This is a genomic window from Alteromonas sp. 1_MG-2023 (genome assembly GCF_030547075.1).
Taxonomy (GTDB): Bacteria; Pseudomonadota; Gammaproteobacteria; order Enterobacterales; family Alteromonadaceae; genus Alteromonas.
Genome location: NZ_JAUOQH010000011.1, coordinates 20,901 through 37,973, shown reverse-complemented (window position 1 = coordinate 37,973; position 17,073 = coordinate 20,901). Strand labels below are relative to the sequence as shown.

Genomic DNA, 17,073 nt, shown 5'->3' with positions numbered 1-17,073 from the left:
CAGTGAATTTGGTGGAAAGTTTAGTTTCAAATAAACGATATATTGGAGCGCTATCGTTTTTACTCAAGCCTGATTATTATTCTACTTGTAACGATACCATTAGCTATGGTTATAGTTTGATGAAAATAATCTCTGAAGATGTAGCGTTATCTGCCTCACTGAAGCATAGAGTTACTAGCCAATTGACACAAAAGCTAAATGAGTTTATCGCTACTTTAAGCTTAACTGATTATGTTGCTTTTACACATCGATTAATAGAAAGCAACCTTATAGAAGAGGCAGCTAACTATTTAGCAATATATACCCCTAATTCTAATACACAAGATTTGAAGTTACCTTATGATAACGTATTGGTATCGTTGTTATCTGACCAACAAATTAACGAAGAAGTCTTAGCTGAGCTATCTGTAGCAGAACTTCGGGCCTTAGGTGGCCTAGCAGAAAGGTTATCAAAATTTGAAAGCGCTGCAATTTTAGGTGACAGAACTTGTTCGATAGCGCGTGATCCCTTTTGGGATTATCACTTTACGGGCTTGCAATATAGTAGAATTTCGAAAATTAATGATGCATTTAATTTTTATAGTAAGTTTTTAGACACAGCATTAAATAGGAATGATCGCAATGCTATAAAGACTGGCTATTTGCGTTATTTAGAATGCCGCCAACAACTAAACTTAGAAGAGTTAGTTGTCTCTGATTTTGACAGCAAGATCCCAAAAGATGTAATGAATTCAGCGGAAGTTTTGTCTGCACTAAGTGAACTCGCTGATATAAATAATTTCAGAGAGAGTATTGACCTTCGTTCGAATCAGAAGCTTGATGTTGGGTATAAAGCACTTCTAACAACTGAAAACGTATACAGTTACATTGAGGACTTAGAGCGCGATGTTGGTATGAAACCTAATTTTCATGCGTTCTATGAACTTTACAAGTGTTACGCAATTGTAGGTAATCCGATAAAAGCCAAAAAGTATTTAAAATTGGCAACCGACTTTAACTACTTTCTTTTTCAAAAGTACGAGTGTTAAAAATTGGCTAACTTTAAAAGTATATTAGTCACTGGTTTTTTTCGTACGGGGAGTACTTTGTTGTTTTCTGCATTGCGGCAGTGTCCCGATCTTCAAGTATTTTACGAGCCCTATCATCCTGAAATACTTAAGTACGTCGAAGCGTGTCAAAAAGGCATTCCAAATGCTGACCGCGAAAGGCTGGGACATACTGTAGAAGGGGACTATTTCGAAGAATATCGATATGTTGATACTAAAGAAATGGGCGAAGTTTATAATCTCAAATCTAGAACTCTAGACCATCCTTTGCTAGAAGCAACTTCAGAGAAAAGTGACTTATATAATTACGTCGCCTTCCTTTTTGAGCATGCTAACGGCAATGGGAAAACTCCTGTACTGCAGGCGAATAGACTGAACTTTTGTTTTAACTGGTTTAACTCTAATTTTCCAGGTAGTTACAATATATTGGTAACTAGAAATTCAAGAGATATTTTTTTATCTTTGCAAAAATTAGCTAAGAAAGATGGTATTAACTTAGATGCCGATACAATAGGGCTTGACTATTGGAATGTCCTATCTATTTTCAACTCTTTGCAAGCTAGATACCCTAAAATCAAAGAACTCAAACAATGTTATTATTACAAGCTTTGTTTTGTTGTTGAATGGATAAATCGAGTTGAAAGTAAAAAAGCTGATTTGATATTACCTTATGAGTCATTAGGCAATCCTTCTACTCAGAATGCATTAGCGCAGGCGCTGAAAGTGTTCAGTAAGGAAGCTCTACCTGTGTGTAAGTATATTGAAGGACGCTACATCGAAGCGTCTCCATTAGCTAAAAGTGAAGACTTAAATAAAATTGAGCGATTGGTAGAGGAACAACTATCTTCTCTAGATTACATTTATTAAGGGTGAAATATGAAGTGGATATCACTTGGCTCTAGCTGCCAACCTGCCTATTGGATAAGAAACTATATAAAGCAACCAGAGGCATATTTTTTTGATTGGTTAATTACTCCTCCAAAGGCGTTAGTTAAAGTATTAGAAGAGGGTATAGATAGCCTACTCCTTTCTAGTAATATCTCTATCCACCATAGAGGTATTAGAGTGGTGGATGATTTTTACGCCTTGGAGTTTCAACATGACTTCCCTGAGGATAGTAAAGGCATTATTCTACCTGGTTACGAGAGTAAATTAGAAAGTGTTCGTGAAAAATATGCGAGGCGATATCAGAGAATGATGGACGTTATTAATGCGGAGAATAATACGTTTCTTCGTTATGGCGACCAATTACAAGCCATTGAAAAGCTAATTCCAACACTAAATGGTTTGCTAGGAGTAAATAATGTTTATGTTTTTATAAGTCACCACATCACTGAGTTTGAAGAGCGAGGTAATGTTTATCTTTTTCCATGTGGATTAGTAGATGATTGGCGCGGAGACAATGAGGCTTGGTTATTACTCTTAGACACCATGCAGAAAAAATTAGGGAATGATGAATGAAAAATTCTGTTGTAATAGCAAGTCCCCACAAAGTTGGGAGTACATGGTTGTTCAACTTGATAGCTGGCCTTGGTTACAAAAGGCAGCAAGCACCAAATGAATTGAGAAAAAACCCTAATTTAGGACTTTTAGACCTTTCTTTAGATAATTGTGAAAATTTCTTAGCTAGCGCAACTGTAAAATCTGTATTCAAAAGCCACTCATTTCCGCCAAGCTATGAGATTTCAGATAATGTTGCATTAGTCTCTATAATCAGAGACCCAAGAGACTTGCTTGTCTCTAAAGCATTTCACTCCGCAAATTTAGCTGAAGAAAATGGAGGGCAGCCATTTTTAAAAGAATTAAGTGATCAAGACAAAATTTCATTTTTTCTTGACTCAAATACCGAAGACTTAGATCTTTTATTTGCATGGATGCGGTTCGACAATGCTCTCACTATAAAGTATGAAGAACTTCTTACTAACAAAATTGAAATTTTATCTAGTATTGCGTCTTATCTTGAAGTTGATAAAACAGAAGAAGCTTTGGCTAAAATTATCGACTCTTTCAGTATCGAGCAGATGCGAGAACATGCTCCCGAAACAAGGAAATCATTTTTTAGAAAAGGTGTGAGTGGCGATTGGAAAAACTACTTTGACGAAGCATTGAAGGATAAGTTGAAGCTGGCTCGTTCCGGTAAATGGAATGATTTTTTAATCGAAGCCGGATACGAGAAAGATAAAAATTGGTGAAAATTATGAAAAATTATAGGGATATAGCAAGCTTATTTGCAAAGCAGTTAGTTGAAATTGTCCCTAAAAAAAAGAACTTTAATGATTCAATAGCTTCACAAGGTAAAGTTCTTGCTGATGACATTATCTCGAGGGTAAAGGGTGTCCCGAGTGTTTTTGACTTCAGTGATGAATCGTGGAGGGGGATGACTGGTTTTTTAAGGGATTATGAAAATGAACTCTTTCGTTTCTCTGATAAATATCATTCATCAATAACTTTGAGTGAAAGGGTTACTAATGATTTAGCCGGGAAAATGGAATTTCCTTCAGGAATTATTCCTGCTGCTTTTAATCCTACAAGAAAAACGATTCCAAAATTAAATATCCATACGTTGCACAACGTATCTATTGTATTTTCAGGTAGGCACTTTGCTATTTTGGATACTAAGAGTAAAAAATTCTTTTCAGGTTCTACTCTTTTACCCAGTGAATCTAATATCAAATATAAAAAACCTGTTGAAGTTAAAGAGTTAACTTTCTGTGGTGACTTTAGAGGTCAAAATAATATATGCCATTTCGCTTATGACTCTTTTCCAAGAGCATTAATTTCAAGAGATGTAATAGGCGACCTACCAGTTTTGTTTAATCCCCCAAATACTTTTGGTAAATACCAGAAAATGCTTTGTGACAAAGCAGGTATTCGAGTCTTAAATTTTGATCAGACTTGTATTGTAAACGTTAAAAAAATGCATTTCTTTGATAATTTAATTCCACAAAAAATGTGCCATCCCGCTCTTCTTTGTCATCCAATTTATATTAAAAATCTATCTTCGGTAAAACCTTTTTCAAATGGAAATAGGATCAAGCTATATATATCTAGGCGAGATGCAAAGTCTAGGCAAATACTTAATGAAATAGAGCTTGAGAAGGCTCTTACCCTTTTAGGTTTTAAGATAGTTATTCCGACAGAGCATTCCCCCGAAGAACAATTACAACTGTTTGCTGATGCAGACATTGTAATTGGTTCTCACGGGGCTGGATTGACAGGTGTTTTTGCTTGCAAAAGCGGAAGCAAAGTTATAGAGATATTCAATCCGAGTAAAGGAACTGCTGCTTATGCAAATATGAGCCAAGCAATGGGTCTAAATTATACAGCTGTGTTCGGTAGTCCAGTTAAAGACGCTAAAAATAATTTCACTGTAGATGTAAGTGAAATCACAAAGTTGGTCGAATTAGATTTTGAATAGAGATAATTTAATGAAAAAAGCACTAATTACCGGTGTAACCGGCCAAGACGGCTCATATTTAGCCGAGTTTTTATTGGAAAAAGGATATGAAGTACACGGTATTAAGCGTCGCGCTTCTTTGTTCAATACACAACGTGTTGACCATATTTATGAAGATCCACATGTAGAAAATGCACACTTTAAATTGCACTATGGCGACTTAACAGATTCATCAAATCTAATACGTATCATGCAAGAAGTGCAGCCCGACGAAGTGTATAACTTGGGAGCGCAGTCGCATGTTGCTGTGTCTTTCGAAGCGCCGGAGTATACGGCCGATGTAGATGCAATGGGTACGCTTCGTTTGCTTGAAGCTATTCGCTTTTTAGGGTTGGAAAAGAAAACCAAGTTTTACCAAGCGTCTACATCTGAGCTTTACGGTGAAGTGCAAGAGATTCCTCAAAAGGAAACCACGCCTTTTCACCCGCGTTCACCTTATGCGGTAGCCAAAATGTATGCATATTGGATAGCAGTTAACTATCGTGAGTCTTATGGAATATATGCTTGTAACGGTATTTTGTTTAATCATGAATCACCACGCCGTGGAGAAACGTTTGTAACAAGAAAAATTACTCGTGCCATTGCTAACATATCTCAAGGTCTAGAGTCTTGTTTGTACCTAGGGAATATGGATGCACTTCGTGACTGGGGTCATGCAAAAGACTATGTACGTATGCAGTGGATGATGCTTCAACAAGATACTCCCGAAGATTTTGTTATTGCTACAGGCAAGCAAATATCAGTACGAGAATTTGTCCGTATGTCGGCAGAGAATGCGGGTATTACTGTCGAGTTTACTGGCGAAGGAGTTAATGAAGTTGCTACAGTTACAAACGTAGATCCAGAGCTAGCGTCAGGTGTAAATGTTGGCGATGTAATCGTAAAAGTAGACCCGCGCTATTTCCGCCCCGCAGAAGTAGAAACACTGCTTGGCGACCCTACAAAAGCGAAAGAGAAATTAGGATGGGTACCTGAAATAACGGTTGAAGAAATGTGTGCTGAAATGGTGGCTTATGATTTAGAAAAAGCTAAACAACATGCATTACTTAAGCAACATGGTTATTCGGTTTCTGTTTCGAAAGAGTAATAGAGTAAGTTACTTTATTATAATTAATACAATTGGCGGCTTTAGCCGCCTTTTTACTAGTAAGAGCCCCAATTCACTAACTCTAACTTAGATGTAGTACTTATTGAAGATAAGCTAATCTAATCTTAAGAAGCTAACTTAAGACCACCAAATACCAAGTTCAGAGAGGCATTGTGCTTTTTCATCAAGTGTTTTCCCTGATAGGGGGTGGGCGATATAAACATCGTCGCTAATAGTTTCAACTAATCGAGGAAAAAGGTGATGTGGTAACACACATATGTTGAGGTCATCACTTTCGCTTTTAGCTATGCTTCTCATTACTTCTTTTGATGTTGTGAAGGTTGTTTCTCTAAAAGGTATCTGAAGCGGTTCTTTTATCTGCCAACCGTTTATTCTGCTTGCAACTTCTCTGTTTACCGATATTTGGTCATCATTATCATTTTCTACACGTTTTCTTACTTGCTTTAGAAAGTGCCTTGCTTCAGAGCTATTATTTAAGTAAAACAAGCCACAACATAATACAACACCATGAAGAGTATGCACATCATGTGGCCATACGGTACCTTGAGTAAAAGTAATATTGGAGTTAAGACTTGATATCATTGGCAACGGATTACGCAGCCAAACTGCGTCAGCATCTGAATGTATGATTTCATCATAAGACTGCAGAAGCTCATCAAGTATTTCGAGACGGTGTTGCCAAAGTCCGCTAAAGTTTTTCCCTTCTACAGCAATAGGTCTATGCAAAGTGTCGCAAAAGTCAATTGCATCATGAGTCTCGTTGTCTAGAGTAATGACTAAAGCATGTTGCTTTAGTCCTATTTTATCTAGTGCTAGTAACCAGTTTTTTAAAACTGGAACGTAGCTTTTGTTGCAGAAAGTTACTATTCTAATCATGAAATTTTCCACCCATAGCAGGCGTAATCTATTTTTTCGCCAATAAATGCGATGCCCTTCTGTGTAAAGTAATCATCTACGGCTTCCTTACAGCCTTGCCAATGACCATAATCATCAATTATTAGGTAGCCGTTTCGCTCAAGTAAGGGGTACAGCTCACGTAATGAAGCTATCGTGGGCTCATACAAGTTAGCATCAAGCTTTAAAATGGAAATTGATTTCGGTTTGATTTTCGTAACAGTCTCTTGAGCAAGTCCAGCGACTAAAAATAAGCAATCATCGGCCAATCCTGTTTCTAATACTTTCTCTTTTACACTTGCTTCTTGGCAAGGCGTGTCACAGTATTTTTCCAAGTTGTATTCTTTAATCGATTTACCGTTGAGGTCTTTTTCATTGGGAAGTTCTTTTTCAAATCCGGCAAATGTGTCGTACAAAAAGAATTTTCTCTTAGCATATTTTGAAGATGCTAATGTCGCTACAACGCTAGAATGGCCTGCGGCAACGCCAACCTCTACAAAGGCACCTTTTAGACCCGAACGCTCAACATCCCTGATTGCGTGAATCAGATAATTTGCTCTTGCGCTACCTGTCTGTTTTTCATTGGTATAAATAGAAGAATGATTTACATTTTCGTAAATAATATTGAGCTCTTTCAGAATCTCAGTAGTGGTTTCTTTTCCATCAAGACTAAATCGTGCTGCTTTATGTTGCCAACGATTATTGATCGCTGACATGCTGTTGATATGGGCAAATTCGTCCAATACTAATTCACCGAGTTCTTCACGACGTTCTACTTCTTTGTTAACACCAGAATTTTGCGTGTCGTCTATAAAAATTATGTGATCTCGAGCAACCAATGGTTTTAATAGCTCTAAGTCAGTATGGATTGTTTTATCTTTCCCACCATCTAAATGTATAAAATCAAATTGATTAACCGGAAGGGTGTCTAATACCTCTGTTGAATAGCCTTCGATGAAAAAAACGCGATTAGGAAACATTCTCTTTAGATATAAAGCACAGTGCCTTGCGTGTTCGAATTCAGCGGGATCAACGATAGTGACTTTACTCGTTGGATTAGCAAGCAAAAATAATAGTGCACTGTGTCCCGCGCAAAACCCTATTTCTAAAATATGTTGTGCATTATTCACCAGACTAAATAGGTTTTCTCTTTTTTGCAAAAGTGAATGTTCGGGCCTGCCAGCTAAAGCATTTTCTAGATTTACGTAAAAAAGATTACTTGTCATTCTTGCGCCATGCTTTAACACTAGCGTCGCAATGTCGTATAAATATGGTTTTGCAGCTTCTTCAAGCTTGCAAAGGGAATTATTGCGAGCTGGAGCATGGAAGATTTGAAGATTTTTGCGATGATTAATATTTCTCGTGTTGCTCTGGTTACGTGCTTTCAAAGTTAACTCAAGGTCAAACGTGCACCCCCGCTTTGTAAATTCTTCTCGCCATTCTAGTTCTGGTCTCTCTGCTATATGGCCATGGCCGCCCTGTCCGGGTCGCGCACCCGAGAATACGATCATTCGGTTTGCTCGGCTTACAAGAAAGTCGAATAGCGCCTCGTGTTGATCAAGCGGGATATGTTCTGCAACTTCAATAGATATAACTGTATCAAACAGTTTGTCCAAGACACTAGGCACTGAATTATCAAAGATATCGATATTCAAAAGGGATACATTTTTGCCGTATGACTCACTAGACTCTACGGCAGGCTCTATACAGTATGAAGCTTCTAAATCTACAGCTTGTGATATGTAGTTTGAAAGTGCGCCAAGTCCTGAGCCGAATTCGAGAAAATTTTGCGGCTTAATATTGTTGATTATAAAGTCGCCTAGGCCTGTATTTAAATTTTTACCGTATAGCTTCTCGTGTGCGTTTTTATCCCAGCCACCGCCTTCATAGCCTTGGTGTTGAATCGTTTTAGTCATTAGTAGTCACCTCGAGGCAAGCGCTCAGGCATCTGCCCAAAGCACATCATTCGCTGTATTAGTCTGTTCATCATTGTAGTTTTAATATCTTGGTACTGTGGTACATCAAACAGGTTTTCTTTTTCATTTGGATCTTGAAGTATGTTATACAATTCACCTTGGTCGTCGGCATATAAACATATTTTCCATTCTTCATTCCTCAGCATGGAGCCCGGTCCGTAAGGGGTTGGCGGCATTGCTCCTTTAATTCTAAAGTTAGCTACGGGCTCTTTAGGTTGTTGTAACATCATTCCCGCATCGGCATAAATATCTTTACGAGTGTTTTTACCGCTTACCTGAGAAATAGCATGTGAGCCTTGAGGTTGTTCCAAATTACATAAGTCAAGCACTGTCGCCATGCCATCCATTAATTCAACTAAGCTGGTATTTTTACCCTTGGGTAAGCGGCCTGTTGGGTCGTATATAATTAATGGTACTCTCATTAAACATTCGTAAAATGCAGGGATTTTGTGAGTAACACCGAAATCGCCAATAAACTCACCATGATCACTCCAAAAAACAATAATTGTATTATCGAGTAGCTCCAAGTTTTTAAGAGTATCCAGTATATTGCCGACTTGATCGTCTACGTATCGAATTTGACCACAATACATTGCCATAGCTTGCTTTAATTCTTCACTGGGCATATCGGTCTCACCGCTATGAATTCTCCAATGCGTTAACCTTCTAATTTCTTTTTCTATTGGCGCGTTTCTATAGTTTGCGGGTAAATTGAATTGAGATGAGTCGAATAAAGAGCAATAAGGTTCAGGGCAAGTAAAAAATGGGTGTGGATCTTGATAGTTCAGTGTAAGAAAAAATGGCTGGTCGCTATTAGCATTTTGCTTTATAAAATCTATACCGGAATCAGTTAAGCGTTTAGTTAAATTCCATTGAGAGTCTTTTTCTAGCTCTGCTGAATCCCAAGCGTTAACATAATTCGGGTTTTGACCCATAATCCCAATACAGATATCTTCCCCTTCATCGTATAAACTACCAATAACATTGCCTTTAAAACAGTGATCTTTACCCCAAATGGCCCGCTTATAACCCGCGTCACCTAGTATCTTCAACGCGCTAGGTTTTGATTGGTCGTACTGTCCACCATATTGTCGAACGCCATGTTCGATAGGGTATTGTCCAGTCAAAAAGCTTACTCGACTTGGACCACACATTGGCGCGGAAGCAAAGGTGTGTTCAAATAACGTCCCCATTTTGGCCAGTCGGTCAATGTTTTTTGTTTCGATAAATTTATGGCCGTAACATGATAAGTAATCCCATCTAAGTTGGTCAGGATTGATGATAACAATGTTGGGTTTCAATTTTATTCTCCGCTTAATAATCAGAATGTGTATTGAAAATGATCTATTTCGTCCCGAAAAATATTCGAAACTAGGTCGATTGTTTCCTGACTCTTATAGTATTGCTGGTAGCCCTGACGATTTGACTTATTAATATGGGGTAATTGTAAACTATCGATTTGTAGTTTTTCACATAGCGCTTTAAAGTCCTCTGAAATTTGTTCAAAGCGTATGTAAAAATCAATATTGTCAAAATAATTTGAAGTAAAAGTTGAAGTTTTCAAGAAGTGGGCATGGGGCTTTATCGTGGATTTTATAAATTCTGCAAATGCAACTTCCGACCAATCAACAGGGCCGCGGTGAGGTGAGAAAAAAAATGAAACACAGCGATCCCAAGGATTACGCACACATGTTATCTTCAGTAACTCTTCAAAAGTTTGCTTGTCTAACTGCGAACGATAGTCTTCAAGTGATGAGTGCTTATGTATATTGATAGACTGGGAGCGGATTTCAAATCTGTCTATGCCATCATGCATGTCGTTCGTGAACACCACCTGATCATCACTGAAGGGTAACAATGATTTCTGAATAGCATTGCCACCTGTTTTCGGGATATGTATAAATAGAAACTTATGTTTTGTTGACAGCAATGATAGTCCCCTCAGTAATACTTATTCAAATAGCTTAAAGTAACGTAATAACTAACTTTTTGCATCAATATTTAAATGTGAAAATCTTTATTCAGAGCTTCTGACGAAGCTTGAAAAATTTTTTGATAACTTAAAGACTGTCGCATAATTAATATCAAGTGTTTCAGCAATCTATCATGACTAGTTTTTGTAATTAGGAATGATGTAATTGAAGGGAAACGCGTACGTTACTACTCTAACTATAGTAATAGATAATTATTCATAAATTGTTGGGTCTCTCGATTATACCGAGCAAAACCTGCATAATAAAAATAGGTTGCCCAGTATGTAAGGCTCAGGCAGATTGTCTTGATAAAAGTTTAGTGTGAATACGTAATAGCCTTAAAGCAATAGACGTAAAAAACTGTAAGTGGGTATAGATTAACTCCACTGCGTTTGTATAGGTCTATTGATAAATATAGTTTTATAAAAGTGAATTGGATATGAAAAACGTATTTGTAGCAGGTCACCGTGGAATGGTTGGCGCAGCGATTGTTAAACAGCTAGAAAGTCGTGATAACGTTAAGATTATTACGCGTACCCGTACCGAATTAGATCTAACAAGTCAGCAAGCAGTAAGCGCATTTTTTGCGGACAACATCATTGATGAAGTATATTTGGCAGCCGCAAAAGTGGGTGGTATTTATGCTAACAATACTTACCCCGCTGAATTTATCTATGAAAACTTAATGATTGAAGCAAACATTATTCACGCTGCCCATATGAATAATGTACAGAAGCTTCTGTTTTTAGGGTCTAGCTGTATTTACCCTAAGCTAGCTGAACAACCCATGACCGAAAGTGCATTGCTAACTGGCACGTTAGAAGAAACTAATGAACCGTACGCTATTGCCAAAATTGCCGGTATTAAATTGTGTGAAAGCTATAACCGCCAATTTGGTCGCGACTATCGCTCAGTCATGCCGACTAACTTGTATGGTCCTAACGATAACTTCCACCCTGAGAATTCACATGTTATTCCAGCATTGCTGCGCCGTTTCCATGAAGCTGCTCAGCGTGGCGACAATGAAGTAGTCGCGTGGGGAAGTGGTACGCCAATGCGTGAATTTCTGCACGTTGATGACATGGCTGCCGCTAGTGTGCATGTTATGGATCTAGATAATGATACCTATCAAGCGAACACTCAGTCTATGCTTAGCCATATCAATGTTGGTACAGGAGAAGATTGTACTATTCGTGAATTGGTTGAAACTGTTGCGAAAGTAACTGGGTTCAGCGGCGACATCAGGTGGGACACATCTAAACCCGATGGCGCGCCACGTAAACTTATGAAAGTATCGAGATTACATGCTTTAGGTTGGAAACATACCTATAACTTGGAGCAAGGGCTCCAACATGCGTATGATTGGTTTTTAGCTAATCAGGATAACTTCAGAGGTTAGTTGGTAGTAATTATTTCAAAACACCGGGCTTGCCCGGTGTTTTTTATTAAGGGATAAAATGGCATTTTTAGAAAAGAATGTGTTTACCACAGTAATTAATAGTACACCCTTAGTATCTATCGATTTATTGATAGAAAACCCCCAAGGTCAAGTTTTATTGGGCTATAGGAATAATCGCCCAGCCGAAGGCTACTGGTTTGTGCCTGGCGGCCGCATTTTAAAAGATGAAAGCATGAATAAGGCGTTTAAACGTCTAACGTTGGCTGAGTTAGGTTTGGTCTTTGAACGCAAAGATGCCGAGTTTTTAGGGCCTTACGAGCATTTTTATAACGACTATGTTTTTGGCGAAGGCGTAACTACGCATTATGTGGTACTTGGCTATAAATTAGTCTGTGATTTGGATATTTCCTCTTTGCCCAGCGCGCAGCACAACAAGTTTAAATGGTTTGAAAAATGCGACATGTTAGCTAGCGACAACGTTCACGAACACTCTAAATGGTACGTAGAGTAGGCAATTGCATAACGCAACGTGCACTTACATAATGATGCGCGTTTTTATTTAGGGTAACATTGTAGAATATACGGATTAAATGTAAGAACAGATGAAGCGCAAACTTATAAACTTAATTAAACGCCTGCTAGGTAGAAGCGAGCTCAATTATCATATTGATACGGTAACAAGCGATGTGGTATCTGGCTGGGCGGTCAACTCGGCAAATCCTTCTTCTCCCTGTGATATTCAGCTGAAAAGCGGCGATAAAGTTTTGGCCAAGACTAAAGCTGCTACGTTGCGCGAAGATCTCGTGGCAGCGGGTATTGGTAATGGCTGTCATGGTTTTACTTTGCAGTTAGATATGCTGCCATTTTCTGCCGAGGCGCGCGAAGCGCATCTATACATTAACGGTAAACGTGTTACAGGAGAGCCTATTTCATTGAAAAGTAGCTTTACCGAAGTATTGGGCGAATTTTCGATAGAAGTAGAGCGAAGAATGGATGCATTACTCGCCATTCAAAATGAGCGCATGCAGCGCGAGTTCGATTACGTAAAGCAGCAGCTAGAATCAGGGAAGTAATGACTAACGCGCCATCTCAGGTAGTGGTATTTTGCCCATTGCCGCCTAAGCCGAACGGCATTGCAGATTATTTTGCTGAACAAATTCCCTATTTTTCAAGAACCACACAGGTTGTTGTTGTTGTTGAAAATGAGCACCCTGAACCTACAGGTATTGCTGCGAATATCACGGTATTGCGATTAGAAGAATATATGTGGCGACAAGCGGATTTTGCTTGCGTACCTCATATTTATCACGTTGGTAATAATCCCGATACGCAATATATGTTGCCAGTTTTGCTCTCTAAACCTGGTGTTGTAGTTGTGCATGATCTTAACCTACATTACTTGGTCGACCTTACTAATTTATCTAAGGGCGATAAAAAGGGTTATGAATTAGCGTTGACCAACAATTATGGTGAAGTTGGCAAAATAATTGGGCAGCAGTTGAACAGCTTTGGTTGGAAGGGGCAGTTTATGCCTCATGAACTGATGATGAATGCGAGCATCATTACTGCGGCAGAGCGTATTCTTGTTCACTCGAAATACTCAGCAGATAAAATAGCTGCACTTGGCCACAACCAAGTGAAGATTGTACCTCACCATTTTTCACCGGCTGCTAGGCAATATCAGCCTAAGCTCAAAATGCATTATCGTGGGCAATTAGGATTACCTGGTAATAAACCTGTTATTACATCTATGGGATTTATAGCCAAAGCAAAGCAAATTAAATCTGTTCTGACTGCACTGGCAGCGCTAAAACAAGAAGGCTTAGACTTCACTTACGTATTAGCTGGGCAATGTAAGCCCCACGAATACGATGTTCATCAGGATATTGCTGACAGCGGGCTGGTCGACAATGTAATAGTGACAGGCTTTCTTGATGAAGACGCCTTTTTTAAGTACATGTTGGCGTCGGACCTTATTGTAAATTTACGCTACCCGACCGGTGGTGAATCTTCAGGTACACTAACCCGCGCAATGGGAATGGGACTATGTTGTGTAGTGGTAAATATTGGTCCGTTTGGAGAGTTACCCAATGACTGTGCAGTTAAACTAAATTGGGACGAACGCTTCAGCGATAATCTGCAAAATCAATTGAAAAGGCTTATTGAAGATAAACAGTATCGCGTGACATTTGGTAAAAATGCACAGAAATGGGTTGAGCGAACACACAATATTGCAGTTACTACAAAAGCGTATTTAAATGAAGCGGCGCAAATTGTGGATGCTACAAATTTTACAACTAAGGCGCTGAATAATTCTTCTCGTAAGTATTTAACTGAGCAGCAAGTTCTAGACTGGCGACTTTCAAGCAGTATGTCTGCCAACAGTAACAATCTATGGTGGCAAGCGAATACGGTTCCAATAGAGCAATCTTCGGTGCTGAGTATTTCGCATGATTCATTGCATCAAACTACCGTGCTTTCATCGTTGTTTGGTTATGGGGAAGAGCAAATTACCCAGCTAACACCAGAATGTTTATCACAGCATTCAATTATCGATACTTTCCCCTTAGTAGTATGTGATGCATCGTTAAACGATATCGCACATGCACCGGTGAATTGGTTTGCCAATTTGAATAAAGTGGCAGGTATGGGCGGGAAGCTGATTATTTCATTACAGAACCCTAATAACCTTTTTAGCGAATATATTTTAGATAGAGCCAGTGTAAAACGGCTTATAGAAGCGGCAGGTTTCTCTATAGATAAAATTGTAGCTGGCCCTTTAGATGTTTCGATGTTGAACGACCACACGCCTACAAAAGAATACTGGGTTTTCGTCGCTACTAAGCGTTCATGGATGATAAACATCAACCCCGAAGTTTATCAAAACGGAAGCAGTGAACTGAAGTGGTTATATAAAAGTAATAAAGGCGTAGACGTGAAGGAAACGCAAAATGACTAATGCGGAGAACGAAATAACCTCACCACTAGAGCTTGCCGCAAAACGTCATAACATTAATATTGATATACTGGTAACCTCAGCTTTCCTTCGTAGTTTGTCACAATTAGGTGAAGTAGTGCTAACCACTATGCCACAAAGTATTGTTTCAAATTTGGCAAGAGCTGCTGGAGCCAAAGTAACTTACCTTATAAATAGAGAGCTTTGCGAACAACATGGCCTTTCTTTTTTTGAAGCAAGCAAACATGCAGGTGTGGATGCTGTGTGCTTCGATACTAAACCTATAATGGTTGAGCTTGCACCGAAAGTACAAGCTGGCTTGAAAGGGTTGGGCACGTCTCCGGAGAGTATTTCAGTAACAACGCCGGATAATTACTTAAGCAGCCGGGTACGTGTAAGTTGGATAGCACTAAACGACCTGTCAACTTCTCTCCTAGCAGTTGCTAAGTACACAGTGCAGCGCCATAGGCCTCTACTGAGTGGTGATGTAGCCTCGGGAAGCATTAGTGACATTGTAGCATGGTGTGAATGTAACAATTACTACGCGGTAACTAACACTTTAAAGCCTCTTAATTCTGCTAATATGGATACTCATTGTTGGCTCATTCCAGACATCGCTATTTTACAGTCAGTGGAATCGTTGGTGGGTAATCATGAGAGCCCAATTAATTCAGACTTGCCAATATCTATGGTGGCACAACAAGCTTGGCCAGCATTAACAGAAGCTAATGATAGACTCGCCCATCAGACCCTTGATTATCTATTAAATAGAAGGCGTTGGTATTACTTAGATAAACTATTAAATATTGGTTTGTTCCCTATGGAAACTGATGGGGAAAACTTCTGGCGCTGGGTAGGGAATGATGGCGTACGACTTTTTCTTCCTTTGCGGGCAAGCGGGCACTATACCCTATCTTTTGATGTGTTTTCGCTAGCCGAAGGACTGGAAAATACAACCCTGCGTTGCTTTGTTAACGGGCGATTGAAAACCACGATTAGCGTCATAGCAGGAACAACGGTTAAGATTCCGTATTACAGCGAAAGTGATGGCAGTATAGCTGAAATGCTGATCGTTTCAGAACTAAGCGTACCGATAGATGATAAATCGCTAAGTATTTCGATATCTGAATTGTCTGTGTATTGGGAGGAAATTCCCCTATGAGTAAACACGTACTTATTGTTTCGCCGATCCCTTCCCATCCACAGTTCCAAGGGAACAGCGCCCGTATATTTCGATTAAACAGAATGTTTCAGCTTAGCGGTTACCAAGTTCATTTTCTGTACTTTGGCATGGAAGGGTTAGACGAAGAACAACAAAGAGAAATGGAGCAGCAATGGGATTATTTTCATTTTATTCGGCCAGAAGGGCCTGCAGCTGAGCCTTCTTTCGGTGAGTTTTTTGATATAGATGATTGGTATGATGACAGAGTGTCCGATTACGTAGATGGACTTTGTCAGAAATGGAGCTTTGATGTCTGTGTTGCAAATTACGTTTGGTTTTCCAAAGTGCTGGATGTATTGCCAAACACTACCCAGAAAGTTATTGATACTCATGATGTTTTCGGGGATAGGCACATCGTGGCAAAACAAGCAGGACTAGAGCCTGTTTGGTTTTATACCACACAAGAGCTGGAAGCATATGCTCTTGACCGAGCGGACCTCGTATTAGCCATACAAGACGAAGAGAAAGCCTATTTTGAAACCATTACGGAGACTCGCGTAGAAGTAATGGGTTATGTAGTGCCATTTCAGCCTTTGGTAACCGCTAAACATGATAAAGTGGTAGTTGGCTATATTGGTTCAGGCAATCCATTTAATGTGGAAAGCTTGCGTGTGTTTCAACAAGAGATAATGGCAAAGCCAGAGCTTATGCAGAAATTCACCTTTTTACTAGGTGGTACAGTTTGTAAAGTGTTTGCTGAGATGAACGAGATTTTCGATATCATAGGGCTAGTTGATGATTTAGATGATTTTTATCGTCGAATTGATATCGCCATAAACCCAATGTTGGGTGGGACTGGGCTGAAAATTAAGTCGCTAGAAGCATTGTCCTATGGGAAAGCGCTATTGGCTACCAAAGATGCGATGGTGGGAATTTCAACCACTGACCCTCACCAGCAAGCTAATTCGATTCTAGACATGGTAGCAAGTTTAAGTGAGCTTGATGACGCTCGTCACAAACTTTTGCTTACAAATTCCTCAGATGTTTTCCATCAGTACAATGGTGAACACATCAGTAACTTCAAAAATTTATTCGGTTGAAT

General features: G+C 39.2%; 16 protein-coding genes. 12 read left to right on the top strand and 4 right to left on the bottom strand.

All coding sequences use genetic code 11. From position 1 onward, the window contains the following. The first annotated feature begins 2 nt into the window (after window positions 1-2). Genes Q4561_RS12650 through gmd form a run of 6 tightly spaced genes read left to right on the top strand, consistent with a single transcriptional unit; the run spans window position 3 to window position 5,590 of the window. Window positions 3-1,028, top strand: a complete 1,026-nt coding sequence (locus Q4561_RS12650; RefSeq protein WP_303460926.1) for a hypothetical protein — start codon at window positions 3-5, stop codon at window positions 1,026-1,028. 60 nt (window positions 1,029-1,088) lie between these two features. After that, window positions 1,089-1,913, top strand: coding sequence for a hypothetical protein (locus Q4561_RS12645; protein ID WP_368411531.1), 825 nt, complete (start codon window positions 1,089-1,091; stop codon window positions 1,911-1,913). Between the two features lie 9 nt (window positions 1,914-1,922). Next, a complete protein-coding gene (locus Q4561_RS12640; RefSeq protein WP_303460924.1) occupies window positions 1,923-2,507 on the top strand; it encodes a DUF1796 family putative cysteine peptidase in 585 nt (194 codons plus the stop codon). Next, entirely contained in the window at window positions 2,504-3,238 is a 735-nt protein-coding gene (locus tag Q4561_RS12635; RefSeq protein WP_303460923.1) for a sulfotransferase domain-containing protein, read from the top strand. The genes Q4561_RS12640 and Q4561_RS12635 overlap by 4 nt, the downstream gene beginning before the upstream one ends. A gap of 5 nt (window positions 3,239-3,243) precedes the next feature. Next, on the top strand, window positions 3,244-4,464 hold the full coding sequence (locus tag Q4561_RS12630; RefSeq protein ID WP_303460921.1) for a DUF563 domain-containing protein: 1,221 nt from the start codon (window positions 3,244-3,246) through the stop codon (window positions 4,462-4,464). 10 nt (window positions 4,465-4,474) lie between these two features. Next, window positions 4,475-5,590, top strand: coding sequence for a GDP-mannose 4,6-dehydratase (gene gmd, locus Q4561_RS12625; RefSeq protein ID WP_303460920.1), 1,116 nt, complete (start codon window positions 4,475-4,477; stop codon window positions 5,588-5,590). 138 nt (window positions 5,591-5,728) lie between these two features. Here gmd and Q4561_RS12620 read toward each other — a convergent pair whose 3' ends face one another. Genes Q4561_RS12620 through Q4561_RS12605 form a run of 4 tightly spaced genes read right to left on the bottom strand, consistent with a single transcriptional unit; the run spans window position 5,729 to window position 10,411 of the window. Next, window positions 5,729-6,487: a putative nucleotide-diphospho-sugar transferase gene (locus Q4561_RS12620; RefSeq protein WP_303460919.1), complete on the bottom strand. Its 759-nt coding sequence runs from the start codon at window positions 6,485-6,487 to the stop codon at window positions 5,729-5,731. Further along, entirely contained in the window at window positions 6,484-8,421 is a 1,938-nt protein-coding gene (locus Q4561_RS12615) for a TylF/MycF/NovP-related O-methyltransferase (protein ID WP_303460918.1), read from the bottom strand. The genes Q4561_RS12620 and Q4561_RS12615 overlap by 4 nt, the downstream gene beginning before the upstream one ends. After that, window positions 8,421-9,782, bottom strand: a complete 1,362-nt coding sequence (locus Q4561_RS12610) for a sulfatase (protein WP_303460916.1) — start codon at window positions 9,780-9,782, stop codon at window positions 8,421-8,423. Before Q4561_RS12610 ends, Q4561_RS12615 begins: the two co-directional genes overlap by 1 nt. Before the next feature lie 20 nt (window positions 9,783-9,802). Beyond that, on the bottom strand, window positions 9,803-10,411 hold the full coding sequence (locus Q4561_RS12605; RefSeq protein WP_303460914.1) for a sulfotransferase family 2 domain-containing protein: 609 nt from the start codon (window positions 10,409-10,411) through the stop codon (window positions 9,803-9,805). Window positions 10,412-10,893: 482 nt separating this feature from the next. Between Q4561_RS12605 and Q4561_RS12600 the strand changes: the two genes are divergently transcribed. The 6 genes from Q4561_RS12600 (at window position 10,894) to Q4561_RS12575 (ending at window position 17,071) form a co-directional block, all read left to right on the top strand. Next, window positions 10,894-11,853, top strand: coding sequence for a GDP-L-fucose synthase (locus tag Q4561_RS12600; protein WP_303460913.1), 960 nt, complete (start codon window positions 10,894-10,896; stop codon window positions 11,851-11,853). A 58-nt stretch (window positions 11,854-11,911) separates the two neighbouring features. Further along, on the top strand, window positions 11,912-12,364 hold the full coding sequence (locus Q4561_RS12595) for a GDP-mannose mannosyl hydrolase (protein WP_303460911.1): 453 nt from the start codon (window positions 11,912-11,914) through the stop codon (window positions 12,362-12,364). Between the two features lie 91 nt (window positions 12,365-12,455). Beyond that, window positions 12,456-12,926 (top strand): hypothetical protein, encoded by a 471-nt coding sequence (locus Q4561_RS12590; RefSeq protein ID WP_303460909.1) that lies wholly within the window; start codon window positions 12,456-12,458, stop codon window positions 12,924-12,926. After that, entirely contained in the window at window positions 12,926-14,812 is a 1,887-nt protein-coding gene (locus Q4561_RS12585) for a glycosyltransferase (RefSeq protein WP_303460907.1), read from the top strand. Before Q4561_RS12590 ends, Q4561_RS12585 begins: the two co-directional genes overlap by 1 nt. Continuing rightward, window positions 14,805-15,971, top strand: coding sequence for a hypothetical protein (locus tag Q4561_RS12580; RefSeq protein WP_303460905.1), 1,167 nt, complete (start codon window positions 14,805-14,807; stop codon window positions 15,969-15,971). The genes Q4561_RS12585 and Q4561_RS12580 overlap by 8 nt, the downstream gene beginning before the upstream one ends. Next, window positions 15,968-17,071 (top strand): glycosyltransferase, encoded by a 1,104-nt coding sequence (locus Q4561_RS12575; RefSeq protein ID WP_303460903.1) that lies wholly within the window; start codon window positions 15,968-15,970, stop codon window positions 17,069-17,071. The genes Q4561_RS12580 and Q4561_RS12575 overlap by 4 nt, the downstream gene beginning before the upstream one ends. Window positions 17,072-17,073 lie beyond the last annotated feature (2 nt).

Bases quoted from the DNA above. Each gene is read 5' to 3' on its own strand.
- Q4561_RS12640 (WP_303460924.1), top strand. From the start codon at position 1,923: ATGAAGTGGATATCACTTGGCTCTAGCTGCCAACCTGCCTATTGGATA.
- Q4561_RS12635 (WP_303460923.1), top strand. From the start codon at position 2,504: ATGAAAAATTCTGTTGTAATAGCAAGTCCCCACAAAGTTGGGAGTACA.
- Q4561_RS12630 (WP_303460921.1), top strand. From the start codon at position 3,244: ATGAAAAATTATAGGGATATAGCAAGCTTATTTGCAAAGCAGTTAGTT.
- gmd (WP_303460920.1), top strand. From the start codon at position 4,475: ATGAAAAAAGCACTAATTACCGGTGTAACCGGCCAAGACGGCTCATAT.
- Q4561_RS12620 (WP_303460919.1), bottom strand. From the start codon at position 6,487: ATGATTAGAATAGTAACTTTCTGCAACAAAAGCTACGTTCCAGTTTTA.
- Q4561_RS12615 (WP_303460918.1), bottom strand. From the start codon at position 8,421: ATGACTAAAACGATTCAACACCAAGGCTATGAAGGCGGTGGCTGGGAT.
- Q4561_RS12600 (WP_303460913.1), top strand. From the start codon at position 10,894: ATGAAAAACGTATTTGTAGCAGGTCACCGTGGAATGGTTGGCGCAGCG.
- Q4561_RS12595 (WP_303460911.1), top strand. From the start codon at position 11,912: ATGGCATTTTTAGAAAAGAATGTGTTTACCACAGTAATTAATAGTACA.
- Q4561_RS12590 (WP_303460909.1), top strand. From the start codon at position 12,456: ATGAAGCGCAAACTTATAAACTTAATTAAACGCCTGCTAGGTAGAAGC.
- Q4561_RS12585 (WP_303460907.1), top strand. From the start codon at position 12,926: ATGACTAACGCGCCATCTCAGGTAGTGGTATTTTGCCCATTGCCGCCT.
- Q4561_RS12580 (WP_303460905.1), top strand. From the start codon at position 14,805: ATGACTAATGCGGAGAACGAAATAACCTCACCACTAGAGCTTGCCGCA.
- Q4561_RS12575 (WP_303460903.1), top strand. From the start codon at position 15,968: ATGAGTAAACACGTACTTATTGTTTCGCCGATCCCTTCCCATCCACAG.